The organism is Bradyrhizobium sp. MI1.10 (genome assembly GCF_055811035.1).
Window position 1 is genome coordinate 1 of record NZ_JBVVPN010000156.1, and the last position, 673, is coordinate 673.

Here is a 673-nt window from a genome sequence, read left to right on the forward strand (position 1 = left end):
ACTAACGCCGGCACGGATCGGCGCGGTCGATCCGCCGCGACCCGACCCGCGCCAACGCGTAAGGCGCCGATCTCGACCGTTTCACGACGTCGCGTACCAACCGTCAGGAAATGGAATGAGCGGCCAGTGCGTGTTTTCGGCGTTGTCTTTCGCGCGGCGGGTTTACTCGCAGTTGTAATATCGGAGGGGCAGTCCTCCACCTCAGCATCCCTCGCCGGGCTGCGCTCGGCGGACCTCAAATCGATTTGCATGAACAAAGCTCCCCACCGGAAGCGCGGTTAAATTTGCAGGGTTCAAAAGTCGATCAAAACTCAATCACCCCGAGAAGATATCGGGTCGCCTTGGTTAGCGATAGGAGCGCGAACCTGACTTAGTTGGTGGGCAGCGCTATCGGGCGTTGCCGCGCGGCCAACACTCATCCCTCGACCGAAAGAGACGGCGCGTCACAGTCGGCATGGTTGAGCAGGCAAACGCCGAAGCCAAGGCGCTGCTCCCTCCGGGGTCTCCATCCGGTGACTTTTTTTGGTAGGGCCGTTGGTATCGCGCCGAAAGCGTGTTGGTAGAGCGGACGGGATCGTCACATCGACAACCTTCTTCCGCGCTCGTGAACTCGCTCTGTTACCCTTGGATGAGGGCCTCTACATCCTGAGCATAACGCCCGTGAGTGATGTGT

General features: G+C 59.9%; 1 protein-coding gene. It reads right to left on the bottom strand.

Annotated elements, in window-relative coordinates:
* A partial coding sequence (locus AC0L3K_RS40705) for a hypothetical protein (protein ID WP_473368219.1) occupies positions 1 to 251 on the bottom strand: 251 nt, incomplete at its 3' end.
* Positions 252 to 673: the final 422 nt, after the last annotated feature.